19 protein-coding genes are annotated in these 19,371 nt (G+C 62.8%); 10 read left to right on the top strand and 9 right to left on the bottom strand.

The window, feature by feature from the left end:
* The first annotated feature begins 22 nt into the window (after positions 1–22).
* Both AC3WOY_RS07740 and AC3WOY_RS07735 read left to right on the top strand, forming a co-directional pair.
* Positions 23–550 (top strand): DUF3617 domain-containing protein, encoded by a 528-nt coding sequence (locus AC3WOY_RS07740; protein WP_492422398.1) that lies wholly within the window; start codon positions 23–25, stop codon positions 548–550.
* A 6-nt stretch (positions 551–556) separates the two neighbouring features.
* Complete coding sequence (locus AC3WOY_RS07735; protein ID WP_492422396.1) at positions 557–883, top strand: hypothetical protein; 327 nt, start codon at positions 557–559, stop codon at positions 881–883.
* A 1-nt stretch (position 884) separates the two neighbouring features.
* Here the strand turns inward: AC3WOY_RS07735 and AC3WOY_RS07730 are convergent, their stop codons facing one another.
* Together AC3WOY_RS07730 and AC3WOY_RS07725 are read right to left on the bottom strand one after the other, a co-directional pair.
* A complete protein-coding gene (locus tag AC3WOY_RS07730) occupies positions 885–2,024 on the bottom strand; it encodes a CHRD domain-containing protein (protein ID WP_492422394.1) in 1,140 nt (379 codons plus the stop codon).
* Positions 2,025–2,196: 172 nt separating this feature from the next.
* Complete coding sequence (locus tag AC3WOY_RS07725) at positions 2,197–3,069, bottom strand: LysR family transcriptional regulator (protein ID WP_492422392.1); 873 nt, start codon at positions 3,067–3,069, stop codon at positions 2,197–2,199.
* 64 nt (positions 3,070–3,133) lie between these two features.
* On the opposite strand from AC3WOY_RS07725, the gene AC3WOY_RS07720 reads away from it, so the two are divergent.
* Entirely contained in the window at positions 3,134–4,309 is a 1,176-nt protein-coding gene (locus AC3WOY_RS07720; protein ID WP_492422390.1) for a YbfB/YjiJ family MFS transporter, read from the top strand.
* A 20-nt stretch (positions 4,310–4,329) separates the two neighbouring features.
* On the top strand, positions 4,330–4,941 hold the full coding sequence (locus AC3WOY_RS07715; protein WP_492422388.1) for a carboxymuconolactone decarboxylase family protein: 612 nt from the start codon (positions 4,330–4,332) through the stop codon (positions 4,939–4,941).
* On the opposite strand, the gene AC3WOY_RS07710 is transcribed toward AC3WOY_RS07715, so the two are convergent.
* Positions 4,913–5,581: a hypothetical protein gene (locus tag AC3WOY_RS07710; protein ID WP_492422386.1), complete on the bottom strand. Its 669-nt coding sequence runs from the start codon at positions 5,579–5,581 to the stop codon at positions 4,913–4,915. The genes AC3WOY_RS07715 and AC3WOY_RS07710 overlap by 29 nt on opposite strands.
* A gap of 191 nt (positions 5,582–5,772) precedes the next feature.
* On the opposite strand from AC3WOY_RS07710, the gene AC3WOY_RS07705 reads away from it, so the two are divergent.
* Together AC3WOY_RS07705 and AC3WOY_RS07700 are read left to right on the top strand one after the other, a co-directional pair.
* The gene (locus AC3WOY_RS07705) at positions 5,773–6,135 is read left to right on the top strand and encodes a hypothetical protein (RefSeq protein ID WP_492422384.1); all 363 of its coding nucleotides are present in this window, start codon (positions 5,773–5,775) and stop codon (positions 6,133–6,135) included.
* A 481-nt stretch (positions 6,136–6,616) separates the two neighbouring features.
* Positions 6,617–7,849 carry a malic enzyme-like NAD(P)-binding protein gene (locus AC3WOY_RS07700; RefSeq protein ID WP_492422382.1) on the top strand — a complete coding sequence of 411 codons (1,233 nt, stop codon included), beginning with the start codon at positions 6,617–6,619 and terminating at the stop codon, positions 7,847–7,849.
* 1 nt (position 7,850) lies between these two features.
* On the opposite strand, the gene AC3WOY_RS07695 is transcribed toward AC3WOY_RS07700, so the two are convergent.
* The 5 genes from AC3WOY_RS07695 to AC3WOY_RS07675 form a co-directional block, all read right to left on the bottom strand.
* The gene (locus AC3WOY_RS07695) at positions 7,851–10,073 is read right to left on the bottom strand and encodes an EAL domain-containing protein (RefSeq protein WP_492422380.1); all 2,223 of its coding nucleotides are present in this window, start codon (positions 10,071–10,073) and stop codon (positions 7,851–7,853) included.
* A gap of 295 nt (positions 10,074–10,368) precedes the next feature.
* Complete coding sequence (locus tag AC3WOY_RS07690; protein WP_492422378.1) at positions 10,369–11,526, bottom strand: GGDEF domain-containing protein; 1,158 nt, start codon at positions 11,524–11,526, stop codon at positions 10,369–10,371.
* Between the two features lie 81 nt (positions 11,527–11,607).
* On the bottom strand, positions 11,608–12,588 hold the full coding sequence (locus tag AC3WOY_RS07685) for a tripartite tricarboxylate transporter substrate binding protein (protein WP_492422376.1): 981 nt from the start codon (positions 12,586–12,588) through the stop codon (positions 11,608–11,610).
* 128 nt (positions 12,589–12,716) lie between these two features.
* On the bottom strand, positions 12,717–13,337 hold the full coding sequence (locus AC3WOY_RS07680) for a class I SAM-dependent methyltransferase (RefSeq protein WP_492422374.1): 621 nt from the start codon (positions 13,335–13,337) through the stop codon (positions 12,717–12,719).
* A 101-nt stretch (positions 13,338–13,438) separates the two neighbouring features.
* Positions 13,439–14,290, bottom strand: coding sequence for an SMP-30/gluconolactonase/LRE family protein (locus AC3WOY_RS07675; RefSeq protein ID WP_492422372.1), 852 nt, complete (start codon positions 14,288–14,290; stop codon positions 13,439–13,441).
* 255 nt (positions 14,291–14,545) lie between these two features.
* Between AC3WOY_RS07675 and AC3WOY_RS07670 the strand changes: the two genes are divergently transcribed.
* The 3 genes from AC3WOY_RS07670 to AC3WOY_RS07660 all read left to right on the top strand — a co-directional run bounded on the left by AC3WOY_RS07670 (position 14,546) and on the right by AC3WOY_RS07660 (position 17,455).
* A complete protein-coding gene (locus tag AC3WOY_RS07670) occupies positions 14,546–15,706 on the top strand; it encodes an ATP-grasp domain-containing protein (RefSeq protein WP_492422370.1) in 1,161 nt (386 codons plus the stop codon).
* A gap of 116 nt (positions 15,707–15,822) precedes the next feature.
* Positions 15,823–16,968, top strand: a complete 1,146-nt coding sequence (locus tag AC3WOY_RS07665) for an HD-GYP domain-containing protein (RefSeq protein WP_492422368.1) — start codon at positions 15,823–15,825, stop codon at positions 16,966–16,968.
* 85 nt (positions 16,969–17,053) lie between these two features.
* Positions 17,054–17,455, top strand: a complete 402-nt coding sequence (locus tag AC3WOY_RS07660; protein WP_492422366.1) for a nuclear transport factor 2 family protein — start codon at positions 17,054–17,056, stop codon at positions 17,453–17,455.
* A 293-nt stretch (positions 17,456–17,748) separates the two neighbouring features.
* Here AC3WOY_RS07660 and AC3WOY_RS07655 read toward each other — a convergent pair whose 3' ends face one another.
* A complete protein-coding gene (locus AC3WOY_RS07655; protein ID WP_492422364.1) occupies positions 17,749–17,931 on the bottom strand; it encodes a hypothetical protein in 183 nt (60 codons plus the stop codon).
* A gap of 212 nt (positions 17,932–18,143) precedes the next feature.
* Between AC3WOY_RS07655 and AC3WOY_RS07650 the strand changes: the two genes are divergently transcribed.
* Positions 18,144–19,334, top strand: coding sequence for an acetyl-CoA C-acyltransferase family protein (locus AC3WOY_RS07650; protein ID WP_492422362.1), 1,191 nt, complete (start codon positions 18,144–18,146; stop codon positions 19,332–19,334).
* Positions 19,335–19,371: the final 37 nt, after the last annotated feature.

Raw genomic sequence — 19,371 nt, 5'->3', positions numbered from 1 at the left:
CCCGCATTGCACAGGAGACTCCATGCGCAAGACCGCCATTCCGCTGCTGCTGTTTTCGATGCTGTCCGCTTCCGCATTCGCCGCGAACCAGATGAAGCCCGGCCTGTGGGAAATGACGATGAAATCGGACGCGATGAAGAACATGCCGAAGATTCCTCCCGAGCAAATGGAGCAGATGCGCAAGATGGGCATGAACGTGCCGCAGATCCAGGACGGCGCCATGGTCCACAAGGTCTGCATCACGAAGCAGATGACGGACGGCAAGCTGCCGCCCGGTATGGAAAAGAACGAGATGGGCTGCCAGACGAAGAACATGCAGCAGAGCGGGAACAGCTACAGTGCCGATGTCGTGTGCAATAGCGCGCAGATGAAGGGCGAAGGCAAGGTCAAGGGCATGTTCTCCGGCGACACCGCGTTCAGCTCTACCTACGACTTCAAGGGCACGATGCACGGCCAGCTTGTGAACCAGCATCACGAGAACAGCGGCAAGTGGCTCGCCGCCGACTGCGGTAACGTCCCGCCGGCCGGCGGCATGATGCCGAAGAAGTGATTTCCCATGGCGCGCCGCTGGCACTACAGCGTCTATGTGGTCGAGCTGTCGAAGGACGTGTTGTACGAGGCGCGCTTCAGGAAGGCCAATCCGGATTACGTGACGGGCAAGCCGTGCGTGTATGTGGGCATGACGGGCGTTGACCCGGATGTGCGCTTCGACAAGCACAAGGCCGGCATCCAGTCCAACCGCTTCGTGAAGGAGTTCGGATTGCGCCTGCTGCCCGAACTCTATGCCATGTACAACCCCATGCCGTACGACGGCGCGCGCGACATGGAGGTGGAACTGGCGATCGGACTGCGGGAGGCCGGCTACGGCGTGTGGCAGGCGTAGGCTAGTAGGCGAGCCCGGCGGTATTGCCTGAACCGGAGGTCATGCCTGTCCCTGTCGTACCCGTACCCGTCAATCCGGAGCCGGTCGCCCCGGTCCCCGTCGTGCTGCCTGCCGGCGTACTTGTCGACGTGCCGGTCGCTCCCGTACGGCCCGCCGCACCGGTGATGAATTCAAGCGAAATGGTTTGCGGCAGGATCTGTCCGCGGATTTCCCCATTGGGGAATGTGGCGCTATGCACGTTGAAGTAAAGGTTCCCGGCCTGCAATGTGTTGAATTGCGCTTCGGTAAGGATGGCACTTGCGGTCCAGATACCGCTTCCTGTCCCCGATTCGGTGAGCGGAATCACGATGGGGCCATTGACTCCCGGTGGAGCTTCATGGATGTGGGCAGCCGTGCCCGCGATGCCGGAGGTGGTCACGCCTGCAGTCAACTGGCGGTTGACGGGGTTGACCAGGACAGTGCCGGAGCCTAGCGCGGCGCTCGCCGTCGGCGGCACTTCCTGCGATCCGCGCAGTGCCGTGAGGAAGGTCGCCGTCGAAGTGACGAAGGGATTCAGTCCAGCGCCCACACTGGTCGTACCCGTACTTGCATTGACGCTCGTTGCAGTCGCCGGCGTGGTGCCCGGCTGTTGGGACAGGATTTGTCCGCGGATTTCGCCTTCCGCAAAGTTGGTGCTGCGTACGTTGAAATAGAAATCGCCGGCACGGAAGGCGTTGTATTGCGCTTCGGTCAGCACGGCGCGCGTCGCCCAGATACCGCTTCCGCGCGTGGTTTCGGTCATTGGAAAAACGATCGGTCCATTCAGGCCCGCCGGTGCCTGCTGGATATGCGCGTCCGTGCCGGCAATTCCGGTTGTCGTCAGTGTGGCGGTCATCAGTCGCGTGGCGGGCTGGATGACCACCGCGCCGGAGGCGGTAGCACTGCTGGCGCGCTGCGGCACTTCCTGTGCTCCCGTCAGCGTTGCGGCGAAGGCGTCGGTCAGCTCCGACACGGCAGCTTGCGTCGACGCGGGCGTCAGGCTGTTGGCAGCGGATGTCGTGGCACCGCTGTCGCCGCCGCCTCCACCGCAGGATGCGAGGACAAGCCCGCCAAGAACGGCGAGCCACATGCGAACGTTCAATCCGGTGAGAATGGATTTCATGGCCGAATCTCCTGTCTGGTTGGGGGCGGCAGGACACGCTTGCGATGCGTTCGCGGGGAAAAACACGAGGCACCGGCCAGCAGGGATGCAGCGTTCATGCCAGCAGGGGCATGCCGCCGTCAGGGGAGAAAAGCCGCTGCGCGCGTAAGAACTGCGCAGGCGATGGAAAAAACTACCGTTTCTGCTTCTGCAGTTCGCCGCGCAGCGTGTCGAGCGCCACCGATTGATGCCCGGCACGCCAGACGAGGAAGGTCTTCGCCTTCGCGACACGTTCGGGCAGGGGATAGGCGGCGACTTCGTTTTCCGCATGCACGACGGCAAGCACGGAGCGCGGCACGATCGCAATGCCGGACCCGGCGGCGACGCAGGCCACGATGGCGTGGTAGGACCCCAGCTCCAGCACGCGGTCCGGCACGACCGAGGACATGCCCAGCCATTCCTCCAGGATGCGCCGGTAGGAGCAGCCGGTGGTGAAAGCGATCAGCGTGTGCTTGCGCAAGTCCTTCGGCGTCTTGACCGGTGGCGCATTGCGGGGCGTGATCAGCACCAGTTCTTCGCGGAAGGCCTCCTGCATTTCAAGGTCGGTCGCCGTAAAGGGTTCGGCGACGAAGGCGGCCTCGACCTCGAAGCGGTGCACCCGGGCGATCAGCGCGCCGGACGTGCCCGTCACCAGTTCGATCTGCACTTCGGGATAATGCTGGTGATAACGCGACAGCAGCGGCGGCAGGCGCGCGGCGGCGGTGCTCTCCATGGTGCCGATGCGCAAGGTGCCGCGCGGCGTTCCCTTGCGCAGGGAGGCTTCGGCCTCGGAAGCCAGGCGCAGCAGCCTGTCCGCGTACGACAGGAGCTGGGTTCCCTCCGGCGACAGCACCAGCTTGCCGCCCTGGCGCTGGAACAGCTTCACCCCGAGGCGGTCTTCCAGGTTCTTGACGCGCGTCGTGATGTTGGATTGGACGCGGTTCAGCTGGGTAGCGGCCTTGGTGATGCCGCCGTAGTCCACGACCGCCTTGAAGATGTGCAGGGAATCCAGGTCGATGTTTCTCATTTTGAGAACCTCCTTTCTCCATTATTCATTTTTCAGAATGGGTTGGTCAAGGTAGACTGCTTTCATGATCGAACAACCTTCCACCACCTCCGCTGCCGTCCGCGCTGAAGCCGGTCCCATTTCCAAGGCGCTCGCCGGACTGGCGACGCTGGCAGTGGCGATGGGCATCGGACGCTTCGCATTCACGCCTATCCTGCCCATGATGCTGCAGGATGCCGGCCTGTCGATTGCGTCCGGCGGCCTGCTCGCGTCGGCCAACTATGTCGGCTACCTGCTCGGGGCGCTGAGCGCGATGGTGGTGAAGATCCGGCCAGAGCACGCAATCCGCAGCGGCCTGCTTGCCATTGCCGTCGTGACATTGGCCATGGGCTGGCCGCTGCCCTTTGCAGCCTGGCTCGTATTGCGGCTGCTTGCCGGCATCGCCAGTGCCTGGGTACTGATCTCGGTGTCGGCCTGGTGCATGGAATCGCTGGTGCGTTACCGGCGGCCGTTCCTCAACAGCCTCGTGTTTGCCGGCGTCGGGACCGGCATCGCGATTGCCGGACTGATGTGCCTCACGCTGATCAGCGTCGATGCGCATTCACCGCAGGCCTGGGTGTCCATGGGCCTGCTGTCGCTGGCGGTCACGCTGGTCGTGTGGCGCTTCTTCCGGCCCACGTCCGCCATCGCTGCCGCGAAGGCGGGGCAAGGACACTACCGGTGGACCGCCGATGCCCTGCGCCTCGTGCTCTGTTACGGCGTGTTCGGCTTCGGCTACATCATTCCCGCGACCTTCCTGCCGGTCATGGCGAAGAATGCACTGCAAGGCTCTACTCTCTTCGGATGGTCCTGGCCGGTGTTCGGCATTGCTGCCGCGCTGTCCACGCTGTGGGTCGCATTCCTGGTGGCACGCATGGGCAACCGCCGCGTGTGGCAGGTCAGCCATTTCGTGATGGCTGCCGGCGTGGTGCTGCCGGTCATCCTTCCCGGCTTGCTGTCCGTCTTTGTGGCAGCCCTGTGCGTCGGCGGCACCTTCATGGTCATTACCCTGGCGGCGCTGCAGGAGGGCAAGCGCATTGCGGGCAGCAGCGCGACCGTGCTGATTGCCGCCATGACCTCGGCGTTTGCCGCAGGGCAGATCATCGGACCGCTCACGGTATCCGCGGGGACCGGCAACGGCAGCTTTTCCACCGCGCTCGTGACTGCCGCCGTGCTGCTGGCGGGCAGCGCCTTGCTGCTGGGGCGGGGACAACAGAAATGACTGGAAAGAAAGGAAGCGAAATGAGTGACGCAACGACAAAACTTGGTCCCACCAACTGCATGCCCGGTCCGGAGCGCATGCCCCCGCTTGCCATGGACGCCATGGACGACGCGCAGAAAGCCGCAGCGCAGGAACTCATCAACGGACCGCGCGGCGCGGTGTTCGGCCCCTTCATCCCGTTGATGCGCAGCCCCGAGCTGATGAACCGCCTGCAGAAGGTCGGCGAATACATCCGTTACCACAGCGCGCTGGAAACGCGGATCAATGAATGGGTGATGCTGATCGTGTCGCGCCAGTGGACGCAGCAGTTCGAGTGGTGCATGCATTATCCGCTGGCGCTCAAGGCCGGCATGAAGCAGGAGATTCTCGATGCGCTGGCGGAAGGCCGCCGCCCCAGGGGCATGGCGGACGACGAGGAAATCGCGTACGACCTGTGCGACGAACTGACGCGCACGCACGGCGTCTCGGACGACACTTACCGCCGCGCAGTGGAACGCTTCGGCGAGCGCGGCGTGGTGGACATGGTCGGCCTGGCCGGCTACTTCACCACCGTGTCGATGGTGATGAACGTGGCGCGCACGCCGCCGCAGAAGGAAACAACGGTCACGCCGCTGTCGCCGTTCCCGCGTTGACGCTGGCGCGCCTGCTCGCCCACCATGCGCCCGCGGTCAGGGCGAGATAGGCGGCGAGCAGTTGCAGCGCCACGGCGGACGGCTCCGCCGGCTGTTTCAAGAGGCTGTAGACCTGGAGACAGGTCATGGCGGCCGCCAGCACGAGGTAACGGCGGCGGTTTTCGCCCGCCACCCCGAGGCAGGCGAGCACGCTTGCCCACAGCAGGCCCAGCTCCAGCAGGAGCGCAAACGTCCGGTAATTCCACCATCCCAGGCCCACCTTCATGCTGTCGAACCACAGCGGCAGGTCCGGCACGTGCACCAGCAGGTCCAGCATCCAGTGCGCCGCCACGGTCACCCCGATGGCCAGCGCGCAGCGCGTTCTCTGTGCGATCCCGGGGGTGCATGCCCAGAACAGCAGCGCCGCGCTAACCGACCAGAGCACCGCCGAGGAAAGACTGTGTGTGTAAGGCATGAAATACAGGTCCAGTCCGTTGGAGCGGGTGAAATCCGGAATCACGCGCAGCTTCTCGATGCCGAGCAGCACCAGTCCGCCCCAGAACAGGTCGATCAGCTGGCAGGTCACGAAAAACACCGGTAGCGGTACGGCGGGGGCGACGCGTTTGGCGAGGAAGGCTGCGGAGTAATGGCCGACGAACATGGTTATTATCCTGAAATTGCTATTTCGCAATATTACGCAGGACCGGCTCCAGAGGCGAGGAAAAACCGGATGTGCGGGAAAATTGAGAAATGGAAACTGTTCAGCCGGGGAATATTTATGGCATATTGCAAGGCATAAAGCATGGCCCGGCAAGCACCGGGCCCACTGCAACAAGAGCGGAAGAGGGGTTTATGTTATTTCTCAAAAGTACGTCGGCACCGATCGCACCCGGTGTCTTTGCAGTCGATGTGGCGGCCAAGCCGCCGGGCAAGACCTTCATGGTGTATGTCGCCGTGGATGCTGTGGACACACCGGCCGGTTTCATCCAGGCAGTGGAAGGCATCGGCTTCAAGCAGGTGTTCACCAAGCCCTACACCCATCACGACGGCAAGAAGATCGTCGACATCCATTTCCAGAAGGCAGGCACCGACATCTTTGAAGGCTGGACCTCGGCCGAAAAGGAATCCAACCTGCAGCGGCTGGACGAAGTCCTCGCCGGCTTCAACATCAAGATCACCCCGCGCGTCATGTCGCTGGCGGAAGCCTTCCGCTGATACGTGTTGTCCGCAATACCGTCCCGGTATCCGCCGGATTATGCTAGTCTTACGCCTCCCTGCGGCAGGGCCTGAAATCCACGGCATCGCTGCAGGGTGACGTGTTTGCTCCTTCCCCCCTATCAGCGGGGGAAACAGGGAAGCGCCGCGCGCGTCGCCGCGGCATGAACCCGCCCACGGAACGCAACTGGCTTAAGCAGTCATGCGCGTGCCGCACACGACGGAGAGAACACCTGCACGAGAGACCCCTGTGCATCGTCCGGAAGCCGGACAGTTCTTCCCCGCCCGACGCCTGGAGGCGTTCGACCGATCACGACGAAACAGCCATTGCTGCGCCCGATGAACGGCGCTGCAGGCATTTGCCATAGAGTCCGCCCGACAACCAGAGTGCGCCTGACAAGCCGCGCCGGGCCGCTGCATTCCGCAGCCGGTTGTCGAACGGACTCTTCCGGATCAACCAAAAACAGAAAGCTTTACGACGATGACCACGCTGGAACAACAAGCACTCGAATACCATGCCGCCGGACAACGCGGCAAGATCGCCATCTCGGTGACCAAGCCGGTCGCGAGCCAGACCGACCTTTCGCTCGCGTACTCGCCGGGCGTCGCCGTGCCCTGCGTCGAAATCAACAAGGATCCCGCCAAGGCGTACGAATACACCGCCAAGGGCAACCTGGTGGGCGTCATCACCAACGGCACCGCGGTGCTTGGCCTCGGTGACATCGGCGCGCTGGCCGGCAAGCCGGTGATGGAAGGCAAGGCGGTGCTCTTCAAGAAATTCGCCGGCATCGATGCCTTCGACATCGAGATCGACGAGACCGACCCGGACAAGCTGGTCGAGATCATCGCGGCCCTGCACCCGACTTTCGGCGGCATCAACCTCGAGGACATCAAGGCGCCCGAGTGCTTCACCGTCGAACGCAGGCTGCGCGAGCGGCTGGCGATTCCGGTGTTCCACGACGACCAGCACGGCACCGCCATCGTCGTCGGCTCCGGCTTCCTCAATGCGCTCCACCTGACCGGGCGCGACATTTCCCTCGTCAAGGTGGTGTGTTCCGGCGCAGGCGCGGCGGCGCTGGCCTGCCTCGACATGCTGGTCGACCTTGGCGTGCGCCGCGAGAACGTCTACGTGTGCGACAGCCGCGGTGTGCTCACGACGCAGCGCGACCTGACCGAGGAAAAGCGCGCCTGGGCGCAGAATACGGATGCGAAGACCCTGTCTGACGTGATCGGCATGGCGGACGTCTTCCTCGGCCTGTCCGGTCCCGGCCTGCTCAAGCAGGAAGACGTGAAGAAGATGGCGGCCAAGCCGATCGTGTTCGCACTGGCCAATCCCGAGCCGGAGCTGCGTCCGGAACTGGTGCTCGAAGCGGCGCCGGATGCGATCGTCGCCACCGGCCGCTCCGACTATCCGAACCAGATCAACAATGCCCTGTGCTTCCCCTACCTGTTCCGCGCCGCCCTCGACAGCGCGGCGACGACCATCAACCAGGCGATGAAACGCGCCTGTGTCGTCGCCCTTGCGGCCATGGCGCGCACCGATGACCGCTTCAGCGCGAAGTACATCGTGCCGACGCTGCTCGACGAGCGCCTGCTGACGGGAGTGACGCCGAAGATTGCCGCTGCTGCCTACGAAAGCGGCGTGGCGCGCAAGGAACTCGATTCCGCGGCGTATACCGCGCAGCTCGAGGCGCTGGCGCGTACCCTGCTGTAACTCAACAGGCGACGGCCCGGCGCTCCATCCCGCGGGAGAGGCGCTGGACGTCGTCCTCGTATTTTTCAAACGCCTCGTTGATGATGGCGCAGAGTTCGTTGGCGTCCCAGGGCTTGTTGAGGAACTTGTAGACCGCGCCGATATTGATGGCGTTGGTGACCGCATCGACGTCGGCGTAGCCCGAGAGGATCATCCTTACCGTCGACGGATACATGTTGCGGATACGCCCGAAGAACTCGACGCCGGTCATCTCGGGCATCCGCTGGTCGCTCAGGATCACGCCGACCTCGTGCATGGCCATCATGTCGAAGGCTTCGAGCGCACTGTCGGCCGTCAGTATCCGGCAGCCTGTGCGGCGCAGGATGCGTTCCAGCGCGGACAGCACGTGCGGCTCGTCGTCGATGAGCAGGATGGTGCGATTGACCTGGCGCCGGCCCAGTTTTTCCATCGGCAGTACGCGGTTCTCCCGCAGCAGTGCCGTGCAATGATCCACCGGCAGCGGCGCGCTGAAGTAATAGCCCTGCATTTCGTCGCAGCCGTGGTCCGCCAGCAGCGCCAGCTGCGTCACGCTCTCCACGCCTTCCGCCGTCACCTTCAGGTGCAGGCTGTGCGCCATTGAAATCACCGCGTTGGAAATCGCCAGGTCTTCCGGATTGCGCACGATGTCCTGCACGAAGCTCTGGTCGAGCTTGATGGTATCGACAGGGAACTGCTTCATGTAGTGGAGGTTGGAGTAGCCGGTCCCGAAGTCGTCGATCGTCACCCGCACGCCCATGCTTCTCAATTCGCGCAGCACGCGAATGCTTGCTTCCGGATCCTGCATGGACAGGGATTCCGTGATTTCCAGTTCGAGGCGGGAGGCATCCAGCGGTGTCTCGAGCAGGACGCGGGTAAGCAGTTTCGTGAAATCCTTCTGCAGGAACTGGGGCGACGAAATGTTGACTGAGATCGGCAGGTCGGCCACGCCGGCTTTCTGCCATGCCGCCTGCTGCCGGCAACTTTCGCGCAGCACCCAATCGCCGATGCGATGAATCAGGCCGAGTTCCTCGGCCAGCGGCACGAAACGGCGCGGTTCGATCTGGCCGAGTTCCGGATGGTTCCAGCGGATCAGCGCCTCCAGCGCCGTCACCTTTCCGCTCGAGAGATCGACGCGAGGCTGGTAATGCAGCTCGAACTCGTCGTGTTCCAGTGCGCGGCGCAATCCCGTTTCCATCGCCAGCCGTTCGTTGATGCGGGAATGCAGCTCTTCCGTGTAGAACTGGAAGTTGTCGCGGCCGAGTTCCTTGGCGCGGTACATCGCGGTATCCGCATTCTTGATCAGCGTTTCCGCATCCTGCCCGTCCTGCGGATACACGGCGAATCCGATGCTGCAGGTAACGGTCATTTCGCGGCCTGCAATGACCATCGGTTCCGAAATGCTGCTCAGCACGCGCTGTGTTGCGTGGTAGGTGATATCTTCGTTGGCCTGGTCGTACAGCACGAGCACGAACTCGTCTCCGCCCAGTCGCGCCACGGTATCGGAATCGCGCACGCAGGCAGACAGGCGTTCCGCGACGATCTTCAGCAGCTGGTCGCCGGTGTCGTGGCCCAGGGTATCGTTGATGTGCTTGAACTTGTCGAGGTCGAGGAAGGCGACGGCGACCATGCGCTGATAGCGCTGCGCATAGCTGATCGCCTGGCGCAAGCGATCGGTCAGCAGGTTCCTGTTGGGCAGCCCGGTGAGCGCGTCGTGCGTCGCCTGGTGCTGCAACTGTTCCTGCTCCTGGCGGCGTACCGTCACGTCCACGATCTCGCCCACGAAATGCGTGACCCGGCCGCGGACATCGCGCACCGGAGAAATCGACAGCTCGTTCCAGAATGCCGTGCCGTCCTTGCGATAGTTGCGCAGCACGACGTGCACTTTGTGCTCTTCCTTCAACGCGGCGCGCAGCAGTTCCAGTTCCGGCTGGTCGTGTTCATCTCCTTGCAGGAAACGGCAGTTGAGGCCGATCGCCTCTTCGGCGGTATAGCCGGTCACGCGCACGAAGGCAGGGTTCACATAGCGGATCGCGTAGCCGTCCTGCGCGGTCCCGGTGACCATGATCGGATTCTCGTTCGATTCGATGGCGCGGCTTGCCAGATGCAGCGCCGCAAGCCGGGGCGCCACCGCATAAATTCCGCCCGATGCCTGCCATTCCGCCCATACATTGCGGAGTCCGGCAAGCCATTTGAAGGACGGGGGCATGGGAGCCTGTCAGGCTGATGGTCAGTAGAAGCGCGCGCCGGTGCGGTTTGGAGCCGATCCGGGCAGGCGGAAACGATCGAGTAATGCGCGCATGATTCCCGGCATGGCTGTCTCCTGGTAGTCCTGCCAGTGGCGCCGGTCTGCCGGTCAAGCGGCCATTGGCACTTGGTTGCGTGATTCAGCGGCAGCGATATTGATATGCATCAATTCACTTCATCATATATGCTGAAAGGCAATTCTGCGAGGGAAGAGTGACAACGTCAGCCGCAATCTTCGTTGCCTTTTTTTTAACGTATCAGTCGTCGCCGCTGACAACGCGATTGCGGCCGGCCTGCTTGGCGTGATACATGCGCTGGTCGGCGAGGTCGACCAGCTTCTTCCATTCCTCCGCGGTATCCGCATTCCGCTCTGCGATACCGATGCTTGCCGTGACCGGCGTGCCATCGGGACGGCGGCCCAGCCCCACATTGCGCAAGCGCTGGACAGCCGCTTCCGCCTGCTGCAGGTCGGTATTGGGCATGATGAGGATGAACTCTTCGCCGCCCCAGCGCGCAAGCGTATCGCCGCGGCGGAGATTGGCGCCGACGGTGGTAGTCATGTCCATCAGTACCTTGTCGCCGGCCTCATGGCCGAACTTGTCGTTGATTGCCTTGAAGTGGTCGATGTCGAAGAAGGCCACCGCCATCGGCGCTTCGTGGCGGGTCGCATTATTGAACTGGAGTTCCATCACTTCCTCGCCGCTGCGGCGCGAGAACACGCCGGTCAGCGGATCGCGGATCGCCTGTCGTACCAGCACCAGCATGAAGGCCAGCTGGCTCGTGCCAGCCAGCGTGGACACGCCGGTGATCAGGACCAGCAGCCAGAACGCACCGGCGAATGACGGCCAGTCCATGGCCGACCAGCGCAGGTAACCGGATATGCCCTGGGCCAGCAGGATCGGGCTGGAAATCATCAGGCTTTCCAGCAGCGTCAACGGGAAAATCGACAGGCCGGCCAGCAGCACGAAGGGCAGGAAGGCGTAGCCCGCGCCGATCGCGGCCGACATCCCCGTGAGCTGGTAGTTCGCCAGCATGGTGTGCGATGCGACATAGAAGACGGTCGGGATCAGGAACAGCAGCGCCATCGCCCGATAGGCGTCGAACAGGTTGCCTGTCGGCCGGTAATACAGCAGCAGGCTGGCGAAGGCGGCCGTGGCGGCAAAGCGCATCAGCGCCAGGTTCATCCACAGGGGAAAGGGGAAGACGACGAAGTCGACCGCGCTCCATAGCGGCGTGAGGACGGCGAACAGGAAAGCGAACAGGCGAACCCGGTTGACGATGACCGTGGCGCGGCGGCGCGTGACGAGGGGAAGGTGGCGGCGCGGCCAGACCAGCCACGCCATTTCTGATTCCTTCAGTTCTCCCGGCATGAGGCCGGTAAGGCGGCGCCAGATCGTGTGACTGAGACGGTTCATTGATGGGATCGTCGAGATGGGATGGCGCGCATTATCCCATGGCGCGACCCCTTCCCTAGTTCATAACACCCTCTCGCCGACTCAGCTTGTCTTGGCCAGGCCGAGGCTTTCGATCGTTTCCTTCTCTTCGCGGTAGGTGTCCTGCGCGAACTTGGTGTACGCCGCGCTATCCATCCAGATTACCGGCTGGTCGAACTTGTCCAGGGTGGCCTGCACCGCCGGGTCGTCGAGCGTCTTGCGCAATGCGTCCTGGATGCGCGTGACGAGCGCGGGCTCCATGCCTTTCGGGCCGCCGATGCCGAAGGGCGAATCGGACACGGTCTGGTAACCGAGCTCGAGCAGTGTCGGCACGTTGGGCCAGCGCTTGGTGCGCTTGCTGCCGTAGGTGGCCAGCAGGCGCGCGCGGCCGGCTTCAACAGCGGATGCCCAGCCGGTCGCGTCGCTGTGCGCCATCACATGGCCGCCCAGCAGTGCCTGCATGCCGTCCGCATTGCCCTTGAAGGGCACGTGCAGGAGCTTGATGCCGGCGCGCTTCGCGAACTGTTCCACCACGAGGTGGGGCGTAGTGCCGGTCCCGGTGGAACCGTAGGAGAAGCCTTCGGGATTCGCCTTGGCGTAGTCGACGAGGTCCTTGATGCTCTTGATCGGCGAATCGGATCGCACCACCATGCCGAACGTGTAACCGGTCAGGCAGGCAATGTAGGTCAGGTCCTTCATCGGGTCGAAGGCGACCTTCTGCATGTGCGGGATACGAAAGATGCCAAGCGGCAGTTGCGACAGGGTATAGCCGTCGGGCTGCGCGCGAGCCAGTTCGACCGCGCCCAATATGCCGCCTGCGCCGGGCTTGTTGTCGAGCACGATGGTGCCGCCGAGGTTCTTGGACAGGCTCTCCGCGAAGGCACGCATGACGATGTCCGTCGAGCCGCCGGCAGGCCAGGGGCAGACCAGGCGAATCGGGCGCGAGGGATAGGACTGTTGGGCGAAGGCGGGGAAGGCGATGGTGGCGGATGCGGCCGCAGTGGATTTCAGGAAATCACGGCGGGTAAAACGAGGATGTCTCATGGTAGGTCTCCTTTATCGTTATGTTGCCGGCTTGCCGAATCAATGGTGCGTACGGCTGCCTCTCCATATGCTACTGGAAAACGAACAGCCGTGCGGAAATTTCAGGCGGTGGAAGAGGGGATGATGACTCAGGTATTGCGGATTGTCACCAGCCGGGACAGGCCGAAGAGATTCACCTTTTTTACCGAAAGGATTTCCCAGTCGTATTTCAGGATCTGTTCGTCATAGCAGAAGTCGGAACGGAATCCGATGCGCTTGGACAGCGGGCGGACCGCGCTTTCCAGGAACCACCAGAAGCGGCTGCCGCTGAAGTGGTTGAGGACCAGGATCGTGCCGTTCTTTCGGCATACGCGGCGGATTTCGCTCACCAGGCGATCGGGGTTCGGCGTGACCGACAGCACGTACGGAATGGCGACGCAATCGAAACAGCCGTCGGGAAAATCCATGGTTTCGGCATTCATCGCTACCAGGTGGATGCTGCGCCCGGGCAGGTTCTCTGCGCGTTCCCGTGCGATCTCGAGCATCTCCTTGGAAATATCGATGCCCACGACGGAGGCGCTGTCCGGATATCTCTCCAGCGTCAACCCGGTGCCGACGCCGACTTCCAGTATCGAGGTGGGACGGATGGCGCAAACCGCATCTGTCAGCGCGCGCCGCCCCGGTTCGAGGACGGCGCCGAAGAGACGATCATAGAGCGGGGCATAGAAGCGGTATGTATCGACTACGTTATCAACGGAGATTGGGTTCATACATGCGGGGCGGAAAGTGGGGTTGTCAAATTCATATGTAAGACATTTGGGCCGCAGAAAGTTCATTGCGTGCCACGGTTCCGCTTCCTCGCAACAACCATTTACGGCAGCCCTGCGCCTCCGGATGCGACCTGCAGTGCAAGAATGCGGCCGTTGCGCTCGGCGAGCGCACGCGGCGCCTTCGCTACTTTTCCCGTGACCATGTACAGCGTGCGCCGTCCTGGTCCACCCAGCGCGCAGGCGATTGCCTGTCCGTCGACGGCGATCCGTTCCGACACGCGTCCGCCTTCATGGACCCGAAGGAATTCGGCGGTTGGCGGTGAAGCGACCCATACTGCGCCATCTTCGTCGAGGCAGATGCCGTCCGGCGACGCTTCGCCCAAGTCCGCCCATATCCGGCGTCCGCCGAGCGTTCCATCGGGCGCGATATCGAAGGCCGTCAGGCGCTTGCCGAATGTTTCCGCGACGATCAGCGTACTGCCATCGGGCGTGATTGCGCAGCCGTTGGGGAAGAGCAGGCCGTCCGCAACCGCACGCGCGCGTCCGTCCGGTTCCACCATGACGAGGACGGTCGGGCGCGGCGCTTCCCTGTTGAGCATGTCGAACCCGAAGTTGCCGACATACGCGCGGCCCCGCGCATCCACCACCATATCGTTGCAGAGGGCGGACGTGAAGGTGTCGAGCGCAGCGTGCGTCACGAGCCGGTCATCCTCCATCCGCAGCACGCGGCGGTCCTGCATCGAGACGACAAGCAGGCGCCCGTCAGGCAGCCAGCCCAGCCCGGATGGCTGGCCCGGCACCTCGGCGACCGTCTCCAGCGTGCCGTCATCGCCGATGCGATGCACCTTGTGCGTATAGAAATCGGAAAACCAGAGTGCGCCGTCATGCCAGCGCGGCGCTTCAGGGAATGCGAGTCCCTCTGCAATGATGACTGTACCGTTATCGTTTTTCATGAAAGCCTCCCGGGCCAATTGTAGACGGCAGCGCAATTGCCTGCTTGGGGGAATGCAGACTCCGCACCCGTGCTGGCGCAACATTTGTCCGCGTGTGGCACGACGATGAATCAGTTGCTTTCATCATGGAATGTTCATAGTGCATGGGCCTTTGCTTTGCAAGCCTCGTTCCCGCCTCATTGCGCAGGCTCAAGATATCTTCGCAGTAATGGGGCCATCCTCCTCTGGAGAACGTGCAGCGCACAGGGAGAACAGGTGATCAACTTTATCGTCACAGGCAATTGCAGGCGCGTGGTCTCGGCCGTGCTGCTTGCCATCCGCAGTTTTACCGATGCCAAGTGCATCGTCGTCGGAGGATCGTCAACACGCAGCTTGCGGTGGTCGGGCCTGTGCAAGCGGCAGGTGAGCGTCGATATCGATGGCGGCGGCGACTCGGCCTATGCCGACATCGTGAACCGCATCGCCGATGCCAATCCCCACGTCATCCTGATCCCCGCCGACTGCGATGCGATCCGCCTCGCCAATCGCGTGCGTGACAGGCTGAAGGTCAAGACCACGCCCATTCCGGCACTGCCGACGCTCGATATGTTCGACAACAAGTGGACCTTCCACCAGTTCTGTTCCGGGCTGGGACTGCCGGTACCGGAGACCATGTATTTTGCCGCGAAGGACACGATGGATTTTCATGCGATCGCATCCGTGATCGGATTGCCCTTCGTCGTCAAGCCGCTCGACCGCGCCGGTTCCACCGGTGTGTGCGTGGTGCGCAGCGTGGAAGACTTCGATGCGTCGATCCTGGACAATGCGGCGTACGATTACGGCCCTCTGATCGCGCAGCGTTTCATCCGCGGCGACGATGTCGATGTGAGCTTTCTCGCCCTGGGCGGAAGGATGTCCGCCCTCGCGGTGCAGCGCGCAAGCGGTTCGCGCATCGTGTTCCAGCACAATCCCTCGCTCGAGGCCATGGCATCGGCGCTCTCCGGCGCGAGCGGCTACCACGGCGTCATGCATGTGGATGCACGCGTGGAGGAAGGAACAGGCAAGGTGTGGCTGATCGAATCGAATCCCCGCTTCTGGGCGTCGCTGACGGCGTCGGTGTGGTGCGGCCTCAATTTTGTCGCCGAAAGTCTCGTACCTGCGCCGAAGGAGGCCGGCGTGCGCGCGCTGGTGGCGGGCAGTGCCAGCATCCGCCATCCCCTCATGCAGCCATCGGCATGGCAGGGGATGCTGGCCGACCGGGGCAGGCGCGGGCGGCTGCTGCGCGCCATGGCCTTCGATCCACCGGCGCTCGGCGACTTCGCACGCGAACTGCCGGCGACCGCCCTGCGTTTTGCCCGCGCCCGGACACCGTTGAAAGCATGGCCGGGCAAAGCATCCGGCGCGAAGCTGCCTGGATTTAGAGGAAATGCTCTATAAACGCCCGTATTCCTCATCTTTATGCGCCGATTGTTGTTCATCGTCTTCGAATCTGGATACACTGCCCCAAAAAAATGCGCCGGCCTTGCCGTCGCTACATAACCGGAGGGGCAGGGATGGAGCAGAGACGCATCACCATGTCGGACATCGTGGTAGGGAAACCCTTGCCATGGGATGTCTACGATTCCAACAACAAGCTGCTGCTGCGCAAGGGACATGTCGTCCAGCGCGAGCAGCAGGTCGAGACGCTCGTCGTGCGCGGATTGTTCGTGACGGCGAAGCGGGACGGCGCGGCATCCAACCAGGCGGCCTTTGCTGCCGCCCGGCATACCGAAAGGCCGTCCACGCTGCGGCTGATCAACCTTGCGACCAAGCGGCTGGAGCGGCTGCTGTTCAATCTCCATAGCGAATCCGAGCTGCATCCCAAGATCGTCGAAGTCGTCACGGCCATCAAGTTTGCCGTCGACATCAATACCGACGTTGCGCTCGCCTGCATCCTGCTGAACCAGGAATCGGGAAGCTACCCCGTACGGCACAGCGTCGACTGCGCCATCGTCTCCCTGGTGGTGGCGCGCGCCATGAACAAGCCGGCGCAGGAGGTGCAGGACATCATGGCCGCGGCGCTGATGATGAACGTCGGCATGCTGCGCGACCATGAGCAGCTCCATCATCGCGAGGAGCCGCTGTCGGATGAAGAGCAGGGCCTGATCCGGAACCATCCGGAAGAAAGCGTCAACCTGCTGCGCAGTGCGGGCGTCGTCGACGAGAATGTGCTGAACTATGTGCTGCTGCACCACGAGAACGAAGACGGCAGCGGCTATCCCTTCGGCAAAGGCAGCGCAGATATTCCCGAGAATGCGAAGATCATCGCGATGGCCGACCGCTATTGCGCACGCGTATCGTCGCGCCTCTATCGCAAATCCATGCTGCCGAATGCGGCGCTGCGCGACATCCTGCTGACGGAAAAGAAAAACATCCAGCCCATGCTCGCCGCCTGCTTCATCCGCGAGTTGGGCACCTATCCCACCGGCACCTTCGTGCGCCTGGTCAACGGCGAAGTAGGGGTGGTGACGGGACGAGGCAGCAGCACGACGACGCCGATCGTGCATGCGCTGATCGGACCGCGCGGGGCGCCGCTGTCCTTCCCTATCCGCCGCGAGACGCACAAGGAACTGCATGCCATCCGGGAAGTGCTGCACGAGTCACAGGCGGGCGTGCGTGTCAGCATGCAGCAGCTTTGGGGAGCGGAAGCAAGCCTGTAGGTTCTTGATCTCGCGCAATCGCCGGAGCGGTCGCTATCCTATGGTGAATGCCAAGGGAGCACTTGCGAACGCGAAGGAGCAGACCATGAACGAACAGGAAAACACACGGGTGGTGATGCAGGCTTACGACCGGTTCAAGACCGGCGACATCCCTGGATTGATGAACCTCTTTTCCGACGACATCGAATGGATACTGGATCGTTCGGAATACGTGCCGTTCAGCGGCGCGCGTCACGGCAAGACCGAGGTCGGCCAGTTTTTCTCCTCGCTTGACGAGTCCCAGCATCCGCTGCAATTCGAGCCGCAGGAATTCATTGCGCAGGGAGACAAGGTGGTGGCGCTGGGGCACTACGCCTGGACGGTGAAGCAGACCGACCGCGTGTTCGAGAGCGACTGGGCGGAAGTGTTTACCGTGCGCGACGGCAAGATCACGCGCTTCCGCGAGTATGCCGATACCGCTGCGGCCGACCGTGCCTACAAGTCTTGATGAGAGGAAGGGATTTTTCCACACAGCGGCATGTCTACTGTCCCCGTGGTTTTATTTGCAATAGCGAGGTAACAAATGGACAACGCCCCCCGGCCAAGCGCCTGGACAATACGGAAGCCGATGTGAGGTAGGTGGATGGCCGCTCGGGCCGGAGCAGCAAGAGCAGCCATGACGCGAAGAGCCACATCAAGGCAAGGCCGGTTCCAATACCGGCGCAGGCGGCGGCAAGAAGCAGGAAAGGCATCAAGGGCATTGAAGGATGGGCGGGGAAGACCCGCCCGCCTGTCCGCCCGCTACTTCTTCAGCTGGCGTATCAGCTCCTCCGTCACTTCCACGATCGACATCTCGCGCGTATCCGGTCGTATGACCTTGCGGCCCTCGACCTCCGGCATCGACACTTGCTTGCCTGTCAGCCTTTTCATCAGTCTCACGAACGCGACTTCCTCGTCCGGGAGTTTGCCCTCTAGTGCATCCATACCGCCTCCAAAGAGAGCTTAGTTTCGCACAATCAATATTGGTTCCCATAGGGAAATTCGATTTCGATTCCAGCGATCGAACTTGCATCATATGCCACATCGGTGCCGTACTTCTACGGTAGTGCGAATGTCCCGAAGTTGACAGAAAATACCTTGCCAGCCGCGTAAGATCGCGTGGGGAATCGATAATTTACCAACCAAGGAAAAGAGAGATGGCAAATACAAGAGACGTGGTCATCGTCGGTGCAGCGCGCACCGCAATCGGCACCTTCGGCGGCACGCTGAAGGATTTCACCGCCTGTGACCTGGGCGCGATCGCTGTCAAGGAAGCCTTTGCGCGCGCCAAGGTCGATCCGGCGCAAGCCGGCCAGATCGTCATGGGTAACGTCATCCACTGCGAACCGCGCGACATGTATGTGTCCCGCGTGGTCGGCCTCAATGCCGGCATGGCCAAGGAATCCGCCGCGCTCACGCTCAATCGTCTGTGCGGCTCCGGCCTGCAGGCCATCGTCACCGCGGCGAATGCGATTCAGCTGGGCGACACCGACATCGCCGTCGGCGGCGGCGTCGAAACCATGAGCCGCGCACCCTACACCGCGCAGGCGGCGCGCTGGGGCCAGCGCATGGGCGACTTCAAGATGATCGACATGATGGTCGGCGCACTGTCCGATCCGTTCGGCGCGGGCCACATGGGCATCACCGCCGAGAACGTCGCTGCCCAGTACGGCATCACCCGCGAGCAGCAGGACGAGTTCGCGCTGAACAGCCAGAAGAAGGCTGTGGCAGCAATCGCCGCCGGCTATTTCAAGTCGCAGATCGTGCCGGTCGAAATTCAGGGCCGCAAGGGCACGGTGGTGTTTGACACCGACGAGCATCCGAAGGCGGACACGACGCTGGAAACCCTTGCCAAGCTCAAGCCCGCGTTCAAGAAGGAAGCGGGCACTGTCACCGCCGGCAACGCCTCCGGCCTGAACGATGGCGCTGCTGCCTGCGTGCTGATGGAGGCCGGCGCCGCCGCGCGTGCCGGACTGCAGCCGATGGCGCGCCTGGTGTCCTATGCCGTGGCCGGCGTCGATCCGTCCATCATGGGCACGGGGCCGATCCCGGCCGTGCAGCTCGCGCTCAAGCGTGCCGGCCTGAGCCTGAATGACATGGACGTGATCGAATCGAACGAAGCCTTCGCCGCGCAGTCCCTGGGCGTATGCCGCGGCCTCGACCTCGACCCGGCGCGCACCAATCCGAACGGCGGCGCCATCGCCCTCGGCCACCCGCTCGGCGCAAGCGGTGCGATTATCACGATCAAGTGCCTGTACGAACTGATCCGCACCGGCAAGCGCTATGGCCTGATCACCATGTGCATCGGCGGCGGACAAGGTATCGCGGCAGTGATCGAGCGCGTGTAATTTCTTCGCTTGAGTAATACGAAAAGGCCTGCATGTT

The sequence above is a fragment of the Noviherbaspirillum sp. FW303-A3 genome (assembly GCF_058788695.1).
Note: the sequence above shows the minus strand (reverse complement) of the source record. Positions and strands in the feature narration are given on the sequence as shown.